Source organism: Paracoccus shandongensis (genome assembly GCF_017315735.1).
Classification (GTDB): Bacteria; Pseudomonadota; Alphaproteobacteria; order Rhodobacterales; family Rhodobacteraceae; genus Paracoccus; species Paracoccus shandongensis.
Window position 1 is genome coordinate 46,525 of the sequence record NZ_JAFLRK010000013.1, and the last position, 19,390, is coordinate 65,914.

At 67.5% G+C, this 19,390-nt stretch carries 15 protein-coding genes and 1 CRISPR repeat array; of the genes, 8 read left to right on the forward strand and 7 right to left on the reverse strand.

Annotated elements, in window-relative coordinates; all coding sequences use genetic code 11:
- The first annotated feature begins 206 nt into the window (after positions 1-206).
- The 8 genes from cas3 to cas2e all read left to right on the forward strand — a co-directional run bounded on the left by cas3 (position 207) and on the right by cas2e (position 8,537).
- A complete protein-coding gene (gene cas3 / locus JX613_RS10430) occupies positions 207-2,738 on the forward strand; it encodes a CRISPR-associated helicase Cas3' (RefSeq protein ID WP_207101397.1) in 2,532 nt (843 codons plus the stop codon).
- Between the two features lie 163 nt (positions 2,739-2,901).
- Entirely contained in the window at positions 2,902-4,350 is a 1,449-nt protein-coding gene (gene casA, locus JX613_RS10435; RefSeq protein ID WP_237168496.1) for a type I-E CRISPR-associated protein Cse1/CasA, read from the forward strand.
- Positions 4,351-4,394: 44 nt separating this feature from the next.
- Positions 4,395-4,868 carry a type I-E CRISPR-associated protein Cse2/CasB gene (gene casB / locus JX613_RS10440; protein WP_207101428.1) on the forward strand — a complete coding sequence of 158 codons (474 nt, stop codon included), beginning with the start codon at positions 4,395-4,397 and terminating at the stop codon, positions 4,866-4,868.
- Complete coding sequence (gene cas7e / locus JX613_RS10445; RefSeq protein ID WP_207101399.1) at positions 4,865-5,941, forward strand: type I-E CRISPR-associated protein Cas7/Cse4/CasC; 1,077 nt, start codon at positions 4,865-4,867, stop codon at positions 5,939-5,941. Before casB ends, cas7e begins: the two co-directional genes overlap by 4 nt.
- A complete protein-coding gene (gene cas5e / locus JX613_RS10450) occupies positions 5,934-6,614 on the forward strand; it encodes a type I-E CRISPR-associated protein Cas5/CasD (protein WP_207101400.1) in 681 nt (226 codons plus the stop codon). Before cas7e ends, cas5e begins: the two co-directional genes overlap by 8 nt.
- Positions 6,611-7,318 carry a type I-E CRISPR-associated protein Cas6/Cse3/CasE gene (cas6e, locus tag JX613_RS10455; protein WP_207101401.1) on the forward strand — a complete coding sequence of 236 codons (708 nt, stop codon included), beginning with the start codon at positions 6,611-6,613 and terminating at the stop codon, positions 7,316-7,318. The genes cas5e and cas6e overlap by 4 nt, the downstream gene beginning before the upstream one ends.
- On the forward strand, positions 7,315-8,250 hold the full coding sequence (gene cas1e, locus JX613_RS10460) for a type I-E CRISPR-associated endonuclease Cas1e (protein WP_207101402.1): 936 nt from the start codon (positions 7,315-7,317) through the stop codon (positions 8,248-8,250). The genes cas6e and cas1e overlap by 4 nt, the downstream gene beginning before the upstream one ends.
- Positions 8,247-8,537 carry a type I-E CRISPR-associated endoribonuclease Cas2e gene (gene cas2e, locus JX613_RS10465; RefSeq protein ID WP_207101403.1) on the forward strand — a complete coding sequence of 97 codons (291 nt, stop codon included), beginning with the start codon at positions 8,247-8,249 and terminating at the stop codon, positions 8,535-8,537. Before cas1e ends, cas2e begins: the two co-directional genes overlap by 4 nt.
- Positions 8,538-8,593: 56 nt before the next feature.
- Positions 8,594-10,330: a CRISPR direct-repeat array (repeat unit 29 nt; unit sequence CTGTTCCCCGCATGCGCGGGGATGAACCG).
- 596 nt (positions 10,331-10,926) lie between these two features.
- Here cas2e and JX613_RS10470 read toward each other — a convergent pair.
- The 7 genes from JX613_RS10470 to JX613_RS10500 form a co-directional block, all read right to left on the reverse strand.
- Entirely contained in the window at positions 10,927-11,307 is a 381-nt protein-coding gene (locus JX613_RS10470; RefSeq protein ID WP_207101404.1) for a hypothetical protein, read from the reverse strand.
- Positions 11,308-11,387: 80 nt separating this feature from the next.
- Positions 11,388-11,699: a hypothetical protein gene (locus tag JX613_RS10475; RefSeq protein ID WP_207101405.1), complete on the reverse strand. Its 312-nt coding sequence runs from the start codon at positions 11,697-11,699 to the stop codon at positions 11,388-11,390.
- Positions 11,700-12,068: 369 nt separating this feature from the next.
- Complete coding sequence (locus JX613_RS10480) at positions 12,069-15,650, reverse strand: vitamin B12-dependent ribonucleotide reductase (RefSeq protein ID WP_207101406.1); 3,582 nt, start codon at positions 15,648-15,650, stop codon at positions 12,069-12,071.
- 454 nt (positions 15,651-16,104) lie between these two features.
- Entirely contained in the window at positions 16,105-16,647 is a 543-nt protein-coding gene (locus tag JX613_RS10485) for a 5-formyltetrahydrofolate cyclo-ligase (RefSeq protein WP_207101407.1), read from the reverse strand.
- Positions 16,644-18,032: a magnesium transporter gene (gene mgtE, locus JX613_RS10490; RefSeq protein WP_207101408.1), complete on the reverse strand. Its 1,389-nt coding sequence runs from the start codon at positions 18,030-18,032 to the stop codon at positions 16,644-16,646. The genes JX613_RS10485 and mgtE overlap by 4 nt, the downstream gene beginning before the upstream one ends.
- Entirely contained in the window at positions 18,029-18,817 is a 789-nt protein-coding gene (locus JX613_RS10495) for an inositol monophosphatase family protein (RefSeq protein ID WP_207101409.1), read from the reverse strand. Before JX613_RS10495 ends, mgtE begins: the two co-directional genes overlap by 4 nt.
- 122 nt (positions 18,818-18,939) lie before the next feature.
- Positions 18,940-19,299: a helix-turn-helix domain-containing protein gene (locus JX613_RS10500; protein ID WP_207101410.1), complete on the reverse strand. Its 360-nt coding sequence runs from the start codon at positions 19,297-19,299 to the stop codon at positions 18,940-18,942.
- Positions 19,300-19,390: the final 91 nt, after the last annotated feature.

Sequence of the window (19,390 nt, forward strand, 5' to 3'; positions counted from 1 at the left end):
GCCATCAGGTGATCCGATCCAGCGCCTTGTGGGCCAGTGCAGCCCGAGGGCGAGAGTTTCACTGATCGAACGCCAGGCGATTCAAGCGATACGTGGCTGCAGGCCTTCATCGACTTGCCTGTTGGAGGACCGGCTGTCCTGCGGCCTGTTCTTGCCCGTCATGGCTCATCCGTTGCAAGCTTTGCAATGTGTTGGAGGAGCAAGCCATGCAGGTTGCGCAGATCGGACGCTGGCCCGGGAAAAGCCCTGTCCTGCCCGGTCAGCCTTCGCATCCCGCAGTCTATCACATGCTGGACGTCGCTGCCGTGGCCGAGGTCCTGCTGGCCGATCACCCGCGGCGCGACCTGTTCTGCCTGCTGATCGCGCTGCACGATCTGGGCAAGATCGGAAACGTGTTCCGCGACATGCTTTTGAACGGCACGGTCCAGGACAGAAAACACTGGGAGGTGACGGAGGCCTGGCTGCTGGACAAGGAAATCGAAAGATTGCTGCTGAACCGGCTCGATGGCCGTTTCCAGGCATTGCGCCCCCTGGTTTCTGCCATTGCAGGCCATCACGGCAAGCCCCCGCGAACAGGGGAACACGATTGGAAGCGGATGCGTGACCGCGCGGGTGACGAGGCACGCGCGGACGCGATGGCATTCGTGCAAGGCTGCCTTGATCTGTGGCCCGAAGCGCGCCTGAACGGTCTGCGCCAGAACGAGGCCAAGACCCTGACATGGTTCCTGGCCGGGGTCACGACGGTTGCCGATTGGGTCGGCTCCAACACGGAATGGTTCGCGCCGCAAAGTGCCGGCCCGACGCTGGCCGAATACCTCGACGATGCCCGTCAACGCGCGCCGGATGCCCTGCGCGCCGCCGGGTTGTTGCCGCCCTTACCGAAAGACGATCCGCTGTTCGATTTCGCCCTGCGCCCCATGCAGCGGGCCGCGCGCGACATCGCATTGCCGCCCGGACCGATGCTGGCGATCATCGAGGACGAAACCGGCGCCGGCAAGACCGAGGCCGCGTTCATCCTGGCGCAACGGATGCTGTGCGCGGGCAAGGGGCGGGGCCTTTATGTCGCGCTGCCGACGATGGCGACGGCGGATGCGATGTTCCGCCGCGCGCGCAAGGTCGTGAGCGGCTTGTTCCAGGACGCGCCCTCGCTGACGCTGGCGCATGGCCGGGCGGGGCTGTCGGTCGAGTTCCGGGATGTGCGCAACACGGCCCCTGGGTCGGACGATCCCGTCTGCGGCGACTGGCTGGCGGCCAGCAGGCGGCGCGCCCTGCTGGCGGATGTGGGCGTCGGCACCATCGACCAGGCGCTGCTGGCGGTGCTGCCGACCCGCTTCGCCACGCTGCGCAACTGGGGCCTGTCGCGCAAGATCCTGATCGTGGACGAAGCGCATGAACTGGGCGAGCCCTACATGGCGCATGAACTGGCCACCCTGCTGCGGCTTCATGCGATGCAGGGCGGCTCGGCCATTCTGCTGACGGCGACGCTGCCGCTGGATTTGCGGGCGCGGCTGTCGCGCGCCTTTGCCGAAGGGGCCGGGCAGCCCTTTGCCGAGGACCGCGACCCCGCCTATCCCAGCCTGTCGATCCCCGCAGGCGCATCGGTGCGCAGCTTCGACCCGCCGGAAATGACCAAGGGCGATGTCGCGGTCAACCGCCTTCCCGATGCGGATGCCGCGCTGGATCTGCTGGCCCGCCATGCCGCTGCGGGTGCGGCCTGCGTCTGGGTGCGCAATGCCGTGGACGACGCGATCTCTGCTGTCGCCGCGTTGCGGGCGCGGGGCATCGCGGCCGATCTTCTGCACGCCCGCTTCACGCTGGCCGACCGCAAGCGGATCGAGGCGGGGATGATGGCCCGTTTCGGCCGCGACGGCACGGCCCGCCAGGGGCGGGTTCTGGTGGGGACGCAGGTGCTGGAATCCTCGCTGGATCTGGACTTCGACGTGATGGTGTCGGACCTTGCCCCCATCGCCTCGCTGATCCAGCGGGCCGGGCGGCTGTGGCGGCACATGGACCTGCGCCCGGCGGACCTGCGCCCGGTGCCTGCGCCGGTGCTGCATGTCGTTTCGCCCGATCCGGCGGCAGTCGCGGATGATCGCTGGCTGCACGGCGTCCTTGATCGCGGTGCCTGGGTCTATCCCCTGGCGGATCAATGGCGCACCGCTGCGGTCCTGGCCGAGGCGGGCGCCCTCCGCGCGCCCGGCAACCTGCGCGCCCTGATCGAGGCCGTGCATGGCCGCGACGCCCGCCCCGTGCCCCCCGCGCTGGAGCGCGCCGAACTGGAAACCATCGGCGAAGGCCATGCCCGCAGCAGCCACGCGCGCCAGGCAACGATACGGATCGAGGAAGGCTATCGCGATGGCGGCGGCGGTTCCGACGATGCCGAATATCCGACCCGGCTGGGGCAGCCGACGCGGACCCTGCTGCTGCTGCGCCGCGAGGAAGGGCGGCTGCGGTTCTGGTCGGGCGATGCGGACGCCTGCGATACCCATGCCAGGGCCGAAGCCGAGGCGCTGAGCGAGGTTTCCGCCAGCGCCGCCCGGCTGGCCGGGCTGGATCTGCCGGATCAGAAGGATCCTGAACTGGCCGGTTTCAGCAAGGACTGGCCGGACTGGCGCAAGGCCTCGGTGACGCTGTGCGTGGTGGAGGATGGGAGGATCTGCGAGGGGCTGGCCTATGATGGGGATTTGGGGTTGCTGTTTGGGCAAGGGCCGGAAGGTATGGGACCAAAGCCTTCTTGATCATTGTTCCGAACCCGAAAGGCCAGGAAAGTGCAGGCCCTGGCCGGGTGCTTTCGGTGAGAAAATCCAGAAAGCCGCTTTGAAATCTGTTGCCGGATTGCCTCTGCGCGATCTAGCTTGATTCCGCCATACCTTGGAAAATGATGTATTTCGGAGTTCCTTTTTGCCCCTCAATCTCATTTCCGACGCCTGGATTCCCGTGTCCTGCACCCATGGCCGCAGGATCATCCGTCCCGATCAGATCGCCGAACCCGATGTCCTGTTCCCCGACTGGCCGCGCGCCGACCTGAACATCGCCTGCCTGGAACTGCTGATCGGCCTTGTCCATCTGGCCGACCCGGTCGAGGAGGTCGAGGACTGGGCCGACCGCAAGCCCGATCCCGACCGGCTGCGCGCGGCCCTGGCGCCCTTGGCGCCCGCCTTCGACCTGGGCGGCGATGGGCCGCGCTTTCTGCAAGACCGCGAACGGTTCGAGACGGCGAATGCCAAGGTGGACGTCAATTCGCCCGACATGCTGTTCATCGATTCGGCGGGCGGCAACACCACCCGGAACAATGCCGACCTGATGGTGCGGCGCGGGCGCTATCCGCGCCTTGATCCCGCGCTGGCGGCGATGGCGCTTTACACGCTGCAATCGCAGGCCCCGGCGGGGGGCGCGGGCAACCGCACCTCGATGCGGGGCGGGGGGCCGATGATCACGCTGGTCGAACCGCCCGAACCGGGGCTGTGGCCGCTGGTCTGGGCGAATGTCCCGCTTGGCCGCCCGCAGGGACCGGATGCGCTGCCTTGGATGCAGGGCACGCCCCGGCCCGATCCCGTCTATCCGCCCGAGGACGGCAACCTGGCCGAGGCTTTTTTCGGAATGCCCCGCCGCCTGCGCCTGATCTTCGACGGCGATCAGGTCACGGGCGTCCTGCAAAAGCCCTGGGGCGCGAATTATGCAGGATGGGAACACCCGCTGACGCCTCATTACCGCGTGAAGGACGGCGCGGAACTGCTGCCCCAGCATCCGCGCGCGGGCGCCTTTGGGTATCGCAACTGGCTTGGCATCAACGCGGCCTCGACCAGCGACCTGCGCCGCCAGGCCGCTGCGCTGACGGGATATGCCGACCGCGCCTACAGCACCGACGGCGCCAGCGTCATCGTCGCGGGTTGGGCGATGGACAACATGAAGCCCCGCGATTTCACCCTGTCGCGCCAGCCGCTGATCCCGAAGGGCGAGGCGCTGACCCGCATCCAGCGGATGATCGCCGCCGCCGAGATCTGCGCCCCCGCGCTGCGCAACGCGCTGAAGCCGCTGGTCGGCGAAGGCACCGCGCTGGAGGCGCTGCGCGAGGAATTCTTCCTGCGCACGCAAGGCCCGTTCGAGCGGCTGGCGGGCGAAACCGGCCAGGACGACACGATGGCCCGCTGGCTGGCCGGGATGCACAAGACGGCACTGGCCCTTTTCGACGACGCGGCGATGCCGGGACTGGCGGGAATGCCGATCAAGGACGTGGAAACCATCTTGCGCGAACGGAACCTGCTGATCGCGATGTTCCGCGGGCAGGGCAAGATCGGCGCCCGGCTTTACGGCGAACTGGGGTTGGAGGCGAAGGCAAGGGCGGCATGACGGACGATATCGGAAAGACGCTGTCGGGGTAGTGGCGCGAGGCGCTGCGGCCTGCCGACGATACCTCGGCCGCCCGTGCCCTGCGCGCCCGGCTGAGGCGGGCGGATGCGCTGGAGGCGCTGGCCCAGCCGCAGGTTCACGACCTGGTGGCCCGCGCGCCCTGGCTGCGGCATCGGCCCAAGGGGCTGATCCGCGTGGTGCAGGTGCTGGCGCATGTCGAACGCAACGATCCGCGCAGCCTTGCGCGCGTTCTTGGCGGCGGCGATCCGCCCGTCATGTCGCGGGCGCGCTTTGAACGGCTGGTCCGGTCCGAGGCGGACGAACTGCCGCGCGCCCTGCGCCGCGCCATCGCCCTGACCGAGGGCGGCTGCAATGTCGCCCTGCTGGGCCGGGACGTGCTGAACTGGGACGACCCCGAACGGGGCGAGGACATCCGCCGCAACTGGTATTTCGACTATTTCAACGCCGCACGCGACAGTGCCGCGACCGAAGGCAAGACCGAGGATATTGCGCAATGACGACCTTTCTGCAACTGCACCTGCTGACCGCCTATCCGCCGTCGAACCCGAACCGCGACGACCAGGGTCGACCCAAGCAGGCCACGGTCGGCGGCGCCCCCCGGCTGCGCCTGTCCAGCCAGTCGATCAAGCGCGCCCTGCGTGTATCCGAACCGTTCCGGCAAGGTCTGGCGGGGCATATGGGCCAGCGGACGAAGCTGATGGCCAAGGCGCTGCTGGACCGCCTGCTGGCCGGAGGCATGGATGCGGCACAGGCCCGCGCCAAGGCCGAGGAGATCGCCAAGGTCTTCGGCAAGATCGAGCCGCAGGACAAGAAGCGCCCCGAGGCGATCCAGGGCACGACGCTGGCCTTCATCTCGCCCGACGAACGCGCCTTCGCGCTGGAACTGGCCGACAAGGCGCTGGCGGGCGAGGCGCTGCCGACGGAAAAGGAACTTGCCAGGACCGTCCTGCGCACCGCCGACGGCGCCGTGGACATCGCCATGTTCGGGCGGATGCTGGCCGACAATCCCGACTTCAACCGCGACGCCGCCGTCCAGATCTCGCACGCGATCACCACCCACCGCGCCCAGGCCGAGGACGACTATTTCACCGCCGTCGATGACCTGCAAAGGCCCGAGGACACGGGCGGCGCCCATCTGGGCGAACACGGCTTCGGGTCGGGCGTTTACTACCTTTACGCCTGCGTGAATTGCGACCTGCTTGTGGAAAACCTGGGCGGGGACAGGGATCTGGCCGCGCGCGGGCTGCGGTCGCTGGTCCGCGCCATCGCCACGTCTACGCCCTCGGGCAAGCAGAACAGCCATGCCCACCGGCCCCGCGCGGGCTATGTCCGGGCCGAGATCGGGCAGGCCGCCCCGCGCGATCTGACAGGGGCCTTCTTCGCGCCGGTCCGGGGCGAGGATCTGTTCGACGCATCGGCCCGCGCCCTGGAAAAGACCGCCGCCGACATCGACCGCGCCTATGGCCCCGCGGCGGATGCGGTGGAAACCATGGACGTGCCGAAGGGGCAGGGCACCCTGTCGGCAATCGAGGATTTCGCGGCCTCGGCGCTGGAACGGCAGAATGCCTGAACATCTGGTCTTCACCCTGGCGGCGGCCCTGGCCTCGAACGGCGATCTGGCGGGGCATGAACGGCGCGGCACGCTGGCATGGCCGGGCCGGTCGGCGATCCTGGGGCTGCTGGCGGCGGCGCGCGGCATCCGCCGCGACGATGCGGGCGGGCAGGCGGCGCTGGCGCCCCTGCATGTCGCCGTGGCGGTTCACGACATCGGCCAGCCGCTGCGCGACTATCACACGGTGCAGACGGTTCCCACGGCGGCGGCCAGGCGTCCCGACAGCCGCGCCGCTGCGCTGCAAAAGGCAGGGCGGGCGGTCAACACCACGCTGACGCAGCGCGACTACCGCTGCGGCGTGCTGTATTCGGTCGCCGTCTGGGGGCTGGACATGGCGCCCTTTCGCGACGCGCTGCTGCGGCCGGTCTTCACGCTTTACCTGGGGCGCAAGTCCTGCCCGCTTTCCGCCCCGCCCGCGCCCCGGCTGGTTCAGGCCGACGATGCCGCGACCGCCTTGGAGGCCGCGCAGATGCCGGAATTCCGCCCCGCGCCGCCCGCTTTCGCGATCTATTCGGACGCGCCATCCCCCGCTGCCCAGGTCGAGCGGCGCAACGACGTGCCGCTGGACCGCAGCCTGTGGCACTTCGCCAGCCGCGAGGTCCATGTCACCCACCTGCCGAGGTCCGCATGAGCCTGTATCTGTCGCGCCTGACGCTGTCGCGCGCCCCCTCGGTCGATGCCTTGAAGCGCCTGATCGACCCCCAGGAACGCGGCCGCGCGCAGGACGCCCATCACCGCCTGCTGTGGTCGGCCTTCGCCGGCGATCCCGACGCCCCGCGCGATTTCCTGTGGCGGGCCGAGGGGAACGGCCGCTTCTTCGTCCTGTCGCGCCGCCGCCCGGCGGATTCGCCCTTCTTCGATCCGCCCGAGGTCAAGGCGTTCGCCCCGGCCCTTGCCCCCGGCGACCGGCTGGACTTCGTGCTGCGCGCCAACGCCACCCGCACCCGCAAGACCGGCGAGACGACCGCATCGGGCAACGACCGGCGCAAGCATGACGACGTGGTCATGCACGCCATCCGCGACCTGCCCAAGGGCGCGCGGGCCGAGGCGCGCATGGCCGCCGCCGAAACCGCGGGCCGCGCCTGGCTGGAAGGGCAGGGCGCCCGCGCCGGCTTCGCCATCGAACGCGCCGAGGTTGCGGATTATTCCGTGGTCGCGCTGCCCCATCATCGCGGCCCGCGCCGGGGCCAGCCGCAGTTCGGCATCCTGGATCTGTCGGGGGTGATCCGCCTTGACGATCCCGCGCTGTTTCTGGACCGCATGGCCCAGGGGTTCGGGCGGGCGAAGTCCTTCGGCCACGGATTGATGATGATCCGCCGGGCGCGCCCCGCATGAGCATGCCGGGCCTGCCGCCGCCACGGCCCATCCCGATCAAGGACCGCTCGTCCCTGGTCTTCGTGGAACGCGCGCAACTGGATGTGGCCGACGGCGCCTTCGTGGCCGTCAATGCCGACGGCACCCGGACGCAGATCCCGGTGGGCGGCCTGGCCGGGGTGATGCTGGAACCCGGCGCCCGCATCTCTCATGCGGCGATCGCATTGGCCGCGCGGACCGGCACCCTGATCACCTGGGTGGGCGAGACGGGCGTGCGGCTTTATTCGGCGGGCCAGCCGGGCGGGGCGCGGGCCGACCGGCTGCTGTGGCAGGCCCGCCTTGCGCTGGACGATGCCGCCCGGTTGCGGATCGTGCGCAAGATGTATGCCCTGCGCTTCAACGAGGACGCGCCGCAGCGCCGGTCCATCGACCAGCTTCGCGGGATCGAGGGCGTGCGCGTGCGCAAATCCTACGAGCTTCTGGCGCAGGCCCATGGCGTCGCCTGGACCCGCCGCAGCTATGACCCTCGTGACTGGGAGGCCGGCGACATCCCCAACCGCTGCCTGTCCGCCGCGACCGCCTGCCTGCACGGCCTGACCGAGGCCGCCGTTCTGGCCGCAGGATACGCCCCGGCCATCGGCTTCCTGCACAGCGGCAAGCCCCTGTCCTTCGTGTATGACATCGCCGACCTGTGGAAGATCGACACCGTCGTCCCCGAGGCGTTCCGCATCGCGGGCCTCGCCGCGCGCGGCAAGCTGGACATGGCGCCCGACCGGGCTGTCCGCCTGGCCTGCCGCGACGCCTTCCGCAGGACCGGCCTTCTGGGCAAGATCATCCCTCGGATCGAGGAGGTTCTGGAAGCCGGAGAGCTTCCCCGCCCCGAGCCGCCCGCCGATTCCATCGGCCCGGCCTTCGACGAGGACCGATCAGGCGACGACGGGCATCGCGGATGATCGTGGTCGTGGTGACGAACGCCCCGCCGCGCCTGCGGGGCCGCCTTGCCGCCTGGCTGGTCGAGGTCCGCGCGGGCGTCTATGTCGGCGACTATTCCGCCCGCACGCGCGAGATGATCTGGTCGCAAGTCACCGGCGGCATTGACCAGGGCGACGCCGTGATGATCTGGAGCGCCCCGAACGACCAGGGCTACGACTTCGCCACCACGGGCAAGAACCGCAGGATGCCTGTCGATTTCGACGGCCTGAAGCTGGTGTCGTTCTACCCGCCGAAGTCCCTGAAATGATCGGTGCCTTGCGGCTGATTGAATTTTTGCTGGTGGATCAACAAACTGCAACAAGTCTGTTCCCCGCATGCGCGGGGATGAACCGGCCAGGGCCGCAGCGATTGAGCGGCTTGTGGACTGTTCCCCGCATGCGCGGGGATGAACCGGCGTTGATGATAGCGAAAATACCTAGCGCGAGCTGTTCCCCGCATGCGCGGGGATGAACCGGTCGCTGCGGAAACGCCCCGCTGGGCGGCATTCTGTTCCCCGCATGCGCGGGGATGAACCGACGGCCAACTCGTGCAGCGTCACGATGAGCAGCTGTTCCCCGCATGCGCGGGGATGAACCGATGCCGCTGCCCGTGGCGCTGAAGTCCAGGCTCTGTTCCCCGCATGCGCGGGGATGAACCGACGATCGACTGCACCTTTCCGGATTACCAGCGCTGTTCCCCGCATGCGCGGGGATGAACCGGTCCGGCAGGGGAACGCGGACCTGCGGGGGAACTGTTCCCCGCATGCGCGGGGATGAACCGACCAGCAGCCCGCTTTCCCAGTTGAACGTGCCCTGTTCCCCGCATGCGCGGGGATGAACCGATGGTGACAGCCGCGTCGATGTCGTTCAGGTCCTGTTCCCCGCATGCGCGGGGATGAACCGTTTTACGTCACGGGTGGCGCCCATGGCTACACCTGTTCCCCGCATGCGCGGGGATGAACCGCAATACGGCCTCTTCCTGGGCAATGTTGTCACCTGTTCCCCGCATGCGCGGGGATGAACCGCCGGAACCGCCGCAGACAGGACCGAGCAGCGACTGTTCCCCGCATGCGCGGGGATGAACCGGCGCGGCGCATCGCGATCCCGGTCGGGCCGGACTGTTCCCCGCATGCGCGGGGATGAACCGGCGGCATAGGTCTCGCGCGCCGCCTGCGTGCCCTGTTCCCCGCATGCGCGGGGATGAACCGCTTTCGGGATAGCGCCGCCGTGCGCTCAAATCCTGTTCCCCGCATGCGCGGGGATGAACCGGCCGCTTGGGATTTCTCACAGTTCGCATAGGACTGTTCCCCGCATGCGCGGGGATGAACCGGCCGCAGCCAGATCACCGCGCGCGAGATCGCCCTGTTCCCCGCATGCGCGGGGATGAACCGCTGGTAGAGCGCCGCGCCCTTCACGTCGAAGACTGTTCCCCGCATGCGCGGGGATGAACCGGCAACCCGCCCCCGCCCATGGTGGCGGTCCTGCTGTTCCCCGCATGCGCGGGGATGAACCGGTCCGCGTGTCGTGCGGAAACACGCGGTCGTTCTGTTCCCCGCATGCGCGGGGATGAACCGGCATTGCCCGCATTGATGCGGTCCTGCACGGCCTGTTCCCCGCATGCGCGGGGATGAACCGCTGCCACCCGAACAGGACCGGCCCGGTGATAACTGTTCCCCGCATGCGCGGGGATGAACCGCGGTGGACGGCGTTGATGTTCGTCTCGTGGTCCTGTTCCCCGCATGCGCGGGGATGAACCGTCCCACGACGTGTCCGTCAGGGGCTTGTCCGTCTGTTCCCCGCATGCGCGGGGATGAACCGGGCCGCATCGACCGCACACGCATTCCAGCCGCCTGTTCCCCGCATGCGCGGGGATGAACCGCTAGACCGCGACAGCGATGGTGTGCCGTGCGACTGTTCCCCGCATGCGCGGGGATGAACCGGCGGCGGTCATCAGCACCAACGGCGGCGCGGTCTGTTCCCCGCATGCGCGGGGATGAACCGAACCTGGACGAGGCGACGGGCGGGGCTGTGTCCTGTTCCCCGCATGCGCGGGGATGAACCGCCTCTGGATCAGGGCATCGGTTGGGCCCGTCACTATTCCCCACATAAGGCGATTAACCGACAATGAGCGCCGATTTGTCCGCCGGCGTCAATTGTTCCTCGCACCCGCAGAGGTAAACCGTTTAAGTTGGATCAGGGGAATCAGCGGCGTCTCGTTCCTGCATTTACGGGAGTAATCTGCTGCAAAGCGCCTAACGAAACCGCTGTTCATGCGTTGACGGGCGATGAGCAAGCCCCTTGTATCTGATGATGTGGGGCGTCCGCCCCTGGTGTGATGATCGATTAGCCTTGGCCGGCATCATTTTCGTTCTGCGGTCCTGCATGCCCCTGGGAGATGCTGACCCGTGAGTTCAGCCAGCCGGGCTGCACCTGTTTTCCGCAACCCATGAAGCAGGCCGGGAACCTTGGCCTCGGCGCAGCGGTCGCGGAACCAGTTGCCAAAGGTTGCGGGCTTGTGGCCGACAGGCCGCGCGTCTTGGGTAATCAGCAGCAGTCGGTCCCCTGCCCTCGGCAACAGCCGTCATCCGCGCCTTCCGCAGGCTGGGCCATCCGTCCAAGTGGAATTTCCCGTGAGGGATCGAATCGGACCGTTGTGGCCTATCCGATCTTCCGTCGGGATCCTGGGGTCGGCAGGATCGAGGCGGGCCAGACATTGGTGAACTTGTCGGGATGGCGGCTGGCAGTCTTGAGCTGCTCCTTGCGCTTGTGGACCACCGCGAACTGCTTGCGCTGGTCTGCTGTCCGTTCCCTGCTGGGGATTTTCTTCAGCGCCCAGAACTCGGCCATCAGGGCCTTGGGATCGAAGTCGAGGTGTTTCTTCCAGTCCAGTTCCGCCATGGACTGGAAGACGGTGAATTCCTGCAGCAGGTCGTCCGCATACTCGGCATGGCTCAGGTCTTTCAAGGAGCCGATGGCATGATAGTGGATCAGGAAGGGGTCCATGGCATTCAGCCGGTCGATCTCCCTTTGCTTCTTCACCTTGCGGTTCCCCGGCATGGTTTCCGGGACGGGCGTGTGCGTGGTTGACAGATTGAACCTGTCATCCAGATGCTTGTGGTTCAATCCTGCCCGGCGAATGGCGATCGGCAGGGCGATCTGGTCCAGCCAGGGGGACGCCGGCCCGAGATGGCATGGATGTCGCGGTCCAGTTCCTGTGCCGTTTCAAGCCAGAGCTTGCCAAAGCCGGTCGGGAAACCCACCACGCCCGCATTGAAAGAGGGCGGTGACATGGCGCCGGTGCGGGCCAGCCTCACGCGCTCCTCGGGCACGGCCAAGCCGAAGACGGCATAGGCCGTTTCCCAATGCCCGGCCTTCTTGCCCCAGGTATAGCGTCCCTCGGGCGCGGCTGAAACGGTGCCGGCTTCAACCATTCCGGCCAGGTCGAACGGCTGCCAGACAACGATGTCCGTATCCAGGAAGATCGTGAAATCAAGGGACGAGGCTGCGCCGCCGCCAGCAGCTTGTTGCCCTGTTTGTAGCGGGGAGCGAACGCGCCCTCGGGCCAGTCACAAACGTTGCTGCGTGCTTTCCAGGATGCGGTTCACCTACAGGATAGAGCAAATCAAGAAGATCCACTGGCCCCCTTGCACCCTTACGTCTGGCCGGAATGCTCCACGTCCATGCCAAGCCGCCGCACCCGTTCCGGTAAAGGCGGATCCCCGAGGCCATCATCGATCTGATCGCCTCGGGCCGGGGGCTTTGGCCAACCGGCGGGTCTCAGCCGTCGTGATGCCCGCCCTTCAGCTACACCCGCTGGTTCCTCCGCAGGTGTTGCACTTCATGCAGGTTCCGTTGCGCACCAGCGTATAGTTCCCGCATTCGCCGCAGGGATCGCCCTCGTATCCCTGCATCCGGGCCTTGGCGCGCAGGTCCATCGGTTCCGCAGACAGGATCGCGGTGGCCGACACGCCCGTCTGCAAGACCATCAGATCCTGCGGCAGGCGCTTGCGCAGATAACCGGCGCTGCTGATCTGCTTCAGCATGGTCAGCGATTTCAGCTCGGCCTGTTCGCTGACCGGGGTCACGTTCAGGTTCTCGCGCTCGCCGCCGCCCATGTCGTCGAAGCGGGCGCCCTCGGGCTTCACATGCGCCAGATCGGTGCGGTCCAGATAGGACACGGCCAGTTCGCGGAACACATAATCCAGGATCGAGGTTGCGTTCTTGATGCTGTCGTTGCCCTGCACCATGCCCGCGGGCTCGAACCGGGTGAAGGTGAAGGCGTCCACGAATTCCTCCAGCGGGACGCCGTATTGCAGGCCCACCGACACGGCAATGGCGAAGTTGTTCATCATCGCCCGGAAGCCCGCGCCTTCCTTGTGCATGTCGATGAAGATCTCGCCCAGCTTGCCGTCGTCGTATTCGCCGGTGCGGACATAGACCTTGTGGCCCCCCACGACCGCCTTCTGGGTGTATCCCTTGCGGCGCTGCGGCAGCTTTTCGCGGTGGCTGCGGACGGCCTCCTTGACGATGATCTTCTCGACGATCTTTTCGGCGACCACAGTGGCCTTTTCCTGCGCGCTGCCGGTGGCGAGGATTTCCTCGGCTTCCTCGTCATCCTCGACCAGGGCGGCGGCAAGCGGCTGGGACAGCTTGGATCCGTCGCGATAGAGCGCATTGGCCTTGATGCCCAGCGACCAGGACAATTCATAAGCCGCCAGCGCGTCGGCGATGGTGGCGCTGTTGGGCATGTTGATCGTCTTGCTGATCGCGCCCGAGATAAAGGATTGCGCCGCAGCCATCATGCGGATGTGGCTTTCGACCGACAGGTAACGCTTGCCGGTCTTGCCGCAGGCATTGGCGCAGTCGAAGACGGGCAGGTGTTCGGCCCGCAGATGCGGCGCGCCTTCCAGCGTCATGGTGCCGCAGACATGGTCGTTGGCGGCGTCGATCTGCGCGCGGGTGAAGCCCAGGTGGCGCAGCAGGTCGAAGGTCGGATCGGCAAGCTTGTCCGCCGGGATGCCCAGCGTTCCCTTGCAGAAATCCTCGCCCAGGGTCCACTGGTTGAAGACGAAGCGGATATCAAACGCCGTGGCCAGCGCGGCCTCGATCTTCTCGATCTCGGCCAGGCCGAAGCCGTGGCCCGCAAGCGCGGTGTGGTTGATGCCGGGGCAGTTGCCAAGCGTGGCGTGGCCGACGGCATGGGCCACGATCTCCTCGATCTGCGCGGGGGCATAGCCCAGCGTCGCCAAGGCGGCGGGGACCGACTGGTTGATGATCTTGAAGTAACCGCCGCCTGCCAGTTTCTTGAATTTGACCAGGGCGAAGTCGGGCTCGATCCCGGTGGTGTCGCAATCCATGACCAGGCCGATGGTGCCGGTGGGGGCGATCACCGTGACCTGGGCGTTGCGGAAGCCGTGATCCTCACCCAGCGACAGCGCCTGATCCCAGGCCTGCTGCGCGATGGCGACAAGGCGGGCGTCGGGGCAGTTGTCGCCGTCCAGTGCGACCGGCGCCACGTTCACGCCCTGATAGGCGCCGGTGCCATGGGCCGCCGCCCGGTGGTTGCGGATCACCCGCAGCATGTGCGGCGCATTGCGCCCGTAGCCGGGGAAGGCGCCCAGTTCGGCGGCCATCTGCGCGCTGGTCGCATAGGCCACGCCCGTCATGATCGCCGTCAAGGCGCCGCACAGCGCCCGGCCTTCGTCGCTGTCATAGCCAAGGCCCATGTTCATCAAGAGGCCGCCGATATTGGCATAGCCAAGGCCCAGCGTGCGGAAGTCATAGGACCGCTGCGCGATTTCCTTCGACGGGAACTGCGCCATCAGCACGCTGATCTCCAGCGTCACGGTCCAGAGGCGCGTGGCATGGACATAGGCGTCGGCGTCGAAGCGACCTTCGTCGAAGAAGGTCAGCAGGTTCATCGAGGCCAGGTTGCAGGCCGTGTCGTCCAGGAACATGTATTCGCTGCACGGATTGCTGCCCCGGATCGGCCCGTCCTCGGGGCAGGTGTGCCAGGCGTTCACCGTGTCGTGGAACTGGATGCCGGGATCGGCGCAGGCCCAGGCGGCGTGGCCGACCTGGTCCCACAGCTCGCGGGCGCTGACCGTCTTGGCGACGGTGCCGTCGGTGCGGCGCAGCAACTCCCAGGGGGCGTCGTCGCGGACCGCCTGCAGGAAGGCATCCGTCACCCGGACCGAGTTGTTCGAGTTTTGGCCCGAGACGCTGACATAGGCTTCCGAATCCCAGTCGGTGTCATAGGTCGGGAACTCGATGCTGTCGAAGCCCTGGCGCGCATATTGCAGCACGCGGTTGACATAGGTTTCCGGGATCATCGCGCGCTTGGCGGCGCGGATCGCGGATTTCAGGGCGTCGTTCTTCGCGGGATCCGTCTCTCCATCGCCCGCGCGGATGGCGGCAAAGATGTCGTTCAGCCGCGCCTCGTGCGCCTTGGATCCCGCGACAAGGGAGGCGACCTTCTGTTCCTCGATGACCTTCCAGTTGATGAAAGCCTCGATGTCGGGGTGATCCATGTCGCAGATCACCATCTTGGCCGCGCGGCGCGTGGTGCCGCCCGACTTGATCGCGCCCGCCGCCCGGTCGCCGATCTTGAGGAACCCCATCAGACCGGACGACTTGCCCCCGCCAGATAGCCGCTCGCCCTCGCCGCGCAGGCTGGAGAAGTTGGTGCCGGTGCCCGAGCCATACTTGAACAGCCGCGCCTCGCGGACCCACAGGTCCATGATGCCGCCCTCGTTCACCAGGTCGTCGCTGACCGACTGGATGAAGCAGGCGTGCGGCTGCGGGTGTTCATAGGCGCTGTCGGACTTGACCAGCTTGCCGGTCTTGTAATCGACGTAGAAATGCCCCTGCGACGGGCCGTCGATCCCGTAAGCCCAATGCAGCCCGGTGTTGAACCATTGGGGCGAATTCGGCGCGGCCATCTGGCGGGCCAGCATGAAGCGCATCTCGTCGTGATAGGCGCGGGCGTCTTCTTCGTTGGAAAAATACCCGCCTTTCCAGCCCCAATAGGTCCAGGCCCCGGCCATGCGGTCGAAGACCTGCCGCGCGCTGGTCTCGCCGCCGTAACGCCGATCTTCGGGCAGATCGGCCAGGGCGGCGTCATCGGCCACGCTGCGCCACAGGAAGTCCGGCACGCCCTTTTCCGGGACGCGCTTCAGCGCCGCCGGGACGCCCGCCTTGCGGAAATATTTCTGGGCGATCACGTCGCTGGCGACCTGGCTCCAACCCTGTGGCACCTCGACCGAGGTGTTGCGGAAAACGACGGTGCCGTCGGGGTTGCGGATCTCGCTGGTGGTGGTCGCGAAGGCGATGTCGCCGTATGCGCCCCCCTGAGGGGTGGTAAAACGCCGTTCGATCTTCATGCCCGTGGCCCTTTCCTATCGTCGTCCCCCAACCGCGACTTGCGCCAGGCGGCAAGCGGCCGCCCCATCGCCGCAGCAATGGGTCCGGGCGGCGGCACCGCCCGACAGGTCGAAATCACGAAGCGACGGGTCTTGGTGGTTATGGACCCACCTGCCACCACATCTGGTATGACCAACGCCGCAGACCACAAAATTGATCCTGTTCGGCCGGTGATGCAATGTTTTTTATCTGGGGATAACTCGCAGAATCCGGATTGACTCGGGGGTCGTCGGGGAACCGGAAGATTCGCTCACAGCCGGGGGCGGGGCGCGGTCTTCAACAGGGCCGTGGCGGCGATTTCGCAGGCCCGGGCAGGGGCTTGGCGCGGCCGGTCCCCCGTTTATCCACAGGCTTGTCCCGAACTCGTCCACCGCTTTTGCACAGCCGATGCAAATTCGTCACAGGTGCGGCGGATCATCGCGGCGGGATGATCGTCCCCCGGTCGGTCACGATCATGTCCAGCGGCTGGTCGAAGGGTTCGGCGGGGATATCCGGCAGTTCCTGGACCGCGAAGGCCAGCCCGATGGCGGTCGCACCCCCCGTTTCGCGCAGCAATTGCAGGGTCCGGTCGTAATACCCGCCGCCATAGCCGATGCGGTTGCCTGCCCGGTCGAAACCCGCCAGCGGAACGATCAGCACATCGGGGCGCAGGACCGGCTGCGAATCAGGGGGATGCGAGGTGCCGAAGGGGCCGGGCACCAGGGCCTCGCCATCCCAGCGGCGAAAGACCAGCGGCACGGCCTTGCCGGGCACCACTGGCAGGCAGACCGGCCCGTCATGGGCGGACATCGCAGGCCGGGGGTCGGGTTCGCCCCGCATCGGCCAGTATCCCGACAGCACCTTGCCCCGATGCGGCGCAAGCGCCGCGATCAGGTGGCGGGTCAGCGCGTCCCTGTCGCCCCCCGCCGCGCGGGCGGCCAGGGCGCGGGCGCGCAAGGCAGGTTTGTCATCGCTCATAGCAGCACCAGCGTGGCAAGGCCCAGGAAGGCGAAGAAGCCCATCACGTCGGTCATCGTCGTGACGAATGTGCCCGAGGCAAGCGCCGGGTCCAGCCCCAGCTTGTTCAGCGTCAGCGGCACCAGCACGCCCCCCAGGGCCGCGACGATCTGGTTCACGATCATCGCCGCCCCCAGGACCATGCCCAGCCGGACATCGCCAAAGATCAGCCAGCCCGCCACCCCCAGGATCAGCGCCAGGCAGATGCCGTTCAGCATCCCCGCCAGCAGCTCGCGCCGGACGACGCGCCGCGCATTGGCCCGGCCCAGTTCGCGCGTGGCCAGCGCCCGCACCGCCACGGCCAGCGACTGCGTGCCCGCGATCCCCCCGGTCGAGGCGACGATGGGCATCAAGGCGGCCAGCGCCACCAACGTCGCGATGGTCGCCTCGAATTGCGAGATCACCACCGCTGACAGGGACGCGGTGAACAGGTTGACGACCAGCCAGGGCAGCCGCTGCCGGGCGGTGGCCAGCGGGCCGTCGGACACATGGCTTTCGTCGCCCACGCCCGCCAGGCGCAGGATGTCTTCCTCGTGTTCCTGGTCCAGGACGGCCATGGCGTCGTCGATGGTGATGATGCCCACCAGCCGGTCGTCGCGGTCCACCACGGGGGCGGAAATCAGGTGATACTGGTTGAAGACATAGGCCACGTCCGCTTCCTCGGCCATGGCGCTGATGGTGCGGAAGCTGTCCTCGGTGATGTCGCGCAGCGGCGTGGCGTGGCTGGACGCCAGCAACCGGCCCAGCGTGACATAGCCCAGCGGATGGCGGCGCGGATCGACCAGGACGATGTGGTAGAACTGCTCGGGCAGCCAATCCTCGGATTGCAGAAAGGCAATGGCCTCGCCCACGGTCCAATGCTCGGGGGCGGTCACGACCTCGGACTGCATCAGGCGGCCGGCGGAGTTTTCGGGATAGGCCAGCGACTGCTGGACGGCGGCGCGGTCGGTGGCGTCCAGCGCGGCCAGGATTTCCTGGCGCTCGGGCTCGTCCATGTCCTCGACCAGGTCCACCACGTCGTCGCTGTCCATCTCTCGGACGGCTTCGGCCACGACCTCGGGGGGTAGCTGCTCGATCACCTCGTCGCGGATCGACTCGTCGATCTCGGACAGGATCTCGCCGTCGATCTCTCCGCTGTAGAGGGCGAGGAAGGCGCGGCGCTCGGCCGGGGTCAGGCGCTCGATGATGTCGGCGATGTCGGCGCCGTGCATCGGATCCAGAAGCGTGTTCAGCAGGGCCGCGTCGCCCGCCTGGATGGCCGCGTCGATCCGGTCCAGCAATTCGCGCCGGGGCAGGAAGTCCTCGTCGTCGGCCTGGTCGCCGGGGGCAGGGGTCTGGCCGGTCATGCGGCCCCCCCGTTCAGCAGGGCAAGCGCGGCGCGGTGCAGGGCAGGGGTGGCGGCGGCGATCACCTGGCCGCCTTGGTGGGCAGGCCCGCCCTGCCAGTCCGTGACGATCCCGCCCGCCGCCCGGACCACGGCCAGCGGCCCTGCGATGTCATAGGATTGCAGCCCGGCCTCGATCACCAGATCGACCTGCCCCAGGGCCAGCAGGCCGTAGGCATAGCAGTCCAGCCCGTATCGCGTCAGCCGCACCTGCGCGGCCACGCGCCGGAAGGCCGCGCCTTCGTCGTCAGAGCCGACCTCGGGATAGGTCGTCATCAGCGTCGCCTGCGACATGGGCACGTCGCGCACCGCCAGCGGACGGCTGCCCGCCTGCGTGACCAGCCGCGCCTGGCCAAGGCCCCCCTCGAACCGTTCGCGCGTATAGGGCTGGTCGATCAGGCCATAAAGGATGTCCTGCCCGTCCGACAGCCCGATCAGCACCCCCCAGCTTGCCGCGCCGCACAGAAAGGCGCGGGTGCCGTCGATGGGGTCCAGGATCCAGGTCAGGCCGCTTGTGCCTTCGGTCGCGCCGTATTCCTCGCCCAGGATCGCGTCACCGGGGCGCAGCCGGGCCAGCACGTCGCGCATGGCGCGTTCGGCGGCGCGGTCGGCCTCGGTCACGGGGTCGAAGCCCGTTTGCCACTTGTTGTCGGCGGCAAGGCCGGTGCGGAAGAAGGGCAGGATGGCCTGGCGCGCGGCATCGGCCATTTGGTGCGCCGCATTGATGATGTCCTGCGCGTCCTGCATGGCTGCCCCCTGGTCCGGTCCAAGGGCAGGACTAACCCGAACGGGATCGTCCTGCCAGTGGCGGCGAAGGGGTGATGCGTCGAAGATGCGGCGGCGCGGGGATCGCCCGCGCCGTCAGCAGGTCACGCGGCGTCGGACAGCACGCGGGCCAGTTCGAAGATCTGGCGGCGTTGCGCGACGGGCATCGTGTAATAGGCGCGCACCAGTTGCAGCGCCTCCTTGTCCGCCAGGATGTCGCCCGCGACCTCGTCGGGGGCGTCGCTTTCGTGCAGCCCTTCAAAGAAGAAGGAAACCGGCACATCCACCGCCCGCGCGATGTCCCACAGCCGGGACGCCGAAACGCGGTTCATCCCTGTTTCGTATTTCTGGATCTGCTGGAACTTGATACCGACCTTGTCGGCAAGTTGCTGTTGGGTCATTCCGATCATCCAGCGGCGATGCCGGATACGCTTGCCAACATGAACATCAACACCGTGTTTCATCGTTACCACCTCATGCAATCTAAGGAAGCACTATCTTAACCTTTCTCAATTTTCGAGTGTTAACCTGGTTAACGGCGGCGGTTCTGACCAA

Excerpts from the sequence above, each read along its gene's own strand:
- cas3 (WP_207101397.1), top strand. The coding sequence starts at position 207 with ATGCAGGTTGCGCAGATCGGACGCTGGCCCGGGAAAAGCCCTGTCCTG.
- cas7e (WP_207101399.1), top strand. The coding sequence starts at position 4,865 with ATGACGACCTTTCTGCAACTGCACCTGCTGACCGCCTATCCGCCGTCG.
- cas5e (WP_207101400.1), top strand. The coding sequence starts at position 5,934 with ATGCCTGAACATCTGGTCTTCACCCTGGCGGCGGCCCTGGCCTCGAAC.
- cas6e (WP_207101401.1), top strand. The coding sequence starts at position 6,611 with ATGAGCCTGTATCTGTCGCGCCTGACGCTGTCGCGCGCCCCCTCGGTC.
- cas1e (WP_207101402.1), top strand. The coding sequence starts at position 7,315 with ATGAGCATGCCGGGCCTGCCGCCGCCACGGCCCATCCCGATCAAGGAC.
- cas2e (WP_207101403.1), top strand. The coding sequence starts at position 8,247 with ATGATCGTGGTCGTGGTGACGAACGCCCCGCCGCGCCTGCGGGGCCGC.
- JX613_RS10475 (WP_207101405.1), bottom strand. The coding sequence starts at position 11,699 with ATGGTTGAAGCCGGCACCGTTTCAGCCGCGCCCGAGGGACGCTATACC.
- JX613_RS10480 (WP_207101406.1), bottom strand. The coding sequence starts at position 15,650 with ATGAAGATCGAACGGCGTTTTACCACCCCTCAGGGGGGCGCATACGGC.
- JX613_RS10485 (WP_207101407.1), bottom strand. The coding sequence starts at position 16,647 with ATGAGCGATGACAAACCTGCCTTGCGCGCCCGCGCCCTGGCCGCCCGC.
- mgtE (WP_207101408.1), bottom strand. The coding sequence starts at position 18,032 with ATGACCGGCCAGACCCCTGCCCCCGGCGACCAGGCCGACGACGAGGAC.
- JX613_RS10495 (WP_207101409.1), bottom strand. The coding sequence starts at position 18,817 with ATGCAGGACGCGCAGGACATCATCAATGCGGCGCACCAAATGGCCGAT.
- JX613_RS10500 (WP_207101410.1), bottom strand. The coding sequence starts at position 19,299 with ATGAAACACGGTGTTGATGTTCATGTTGGCAAGCGTATCCGGCATCGC.